The 1,104-nt window shown below is 71.1% G+C and carries 1 protein-coding gene; it reads right to left on the reverse strand.

Translation table 11 applies throughout. The features are described 5' to 3' along the window. Window positions 1-411 precede the first annotated feature (411 nt). Window positions 412-1,074 (reverse strand): peptidoglycan-binding protein, encoded by a 663-nt coding sequence (locus AC1DYN_RS32695; RefSeq protein ID WP_477966994.1) that lies wholly within the window; start codon window positions 1,072-1,074, stop codon window positions 412-414. Between the last annotated feature and the right edge of the window lie 30 nt (window positions 1,075-1,104).

Here is a 1,104-nt window from a genome sequence, read left to right on the forward strand (position 1 = left end):
GGCGCAGGCTTCGCACGTGCCGGCCGGGCTTCGGCCACCGGTGCAGGTGCAGGTGCAGGTGAAGGTGCAGGCTGAACAACCGGGGCGGGTGCGGGTGTGACAACAGCGGGCGGCGCAGGCGTAACTACCGGAGCGGTAGCCGGAGCGGTAGCCGGCGCAGTCGCCGGCACAGCCACAGTTGGCGTCACGGCTGCCAGCCGCACCGGCGGCTCGCCCGCAAGGCGCGGCCACAGCAGCGCTACGGCCGCCGCAATCAYCACGGCGCCCACGCCAAGCGCGAGGTAGCGCCGCTGCGCGCCCTGCCCTGCGCGCGGCGCGGCATACGACGGCGCCGGTGCGTGAATGGTCGGGGCATTGCCCAGCTGGCGTTCGGCTTGCGCCTTCTTGAGTGCTTCGAGGATGTACGACATATCAGCTTCCTGTCCCGCCAGCGGCCAGCAAACGGGGCTCGGCCACGTTCGACAGCTGGTTCAGGCGCATATAAGTGCGCGGCCCGGCCACGCCATCGGCCTTCAGGTCTTGCGCAGCCTGGAAGGCACGCAGCCACTCCTTGATGCGCGCGTCGAGCGGCGCATCGAGCGCCGGCGCCGTTTCGCTGTGCAGGCCTGCCAGGCGCTGCGCGATCCAGTCGACGTCCGGCCCGCGGTCGCCCTGGGCGACGACATCGCGAAACGCCGCGGGCATCCGCCAGAAGGTGGTGAATTCGCCACCGAAGCGTGCGACGAAGGCAGCGATGTCGACGCGCTCGCGCCCGTCGCCCTGCGCCAGCGTGACGCTGCGCTCGTCCATCCCGACCAGTACCGCATAGCCGGTACGCGGGCCGTCGTGCAGCGTGACCACCGCCGGCCGGTCGAGCAGACGCAGTTCGTACACACCGCCCCGCCCCGCATGGCAGCGCAGATTGGCGCGCAGCGCGGCCTCGCAAATGGCCTTCGGATCGGCGCCGGCCAGACCGGCAAATGATGGCCCCCACAATGCGGCCAGTGTGCCCAGCGCCGCGGTCTCGCTCTCGATTGCCGGCAGCGGCGCATCCGGTGCCGCGGTAGCGACGACAGCTGGTGCAGTGGCCGGCATGGCGGTAGTCTTTGGTGCACTCGCCACAAC

The organism is Rhizobacter sp. P2_D12 (assembly GCF_056404395.1).

Excerpts from the sequence above, each read along its gene's own strand:
- AC1DYN_RS32695 (WP_477966994.1), bottom strand. The coding sequence starts at position 1,074 with ATGCCGGCCACTGCACCAGCTGTCGTCGCTACCGCGGCACCGGATGCG.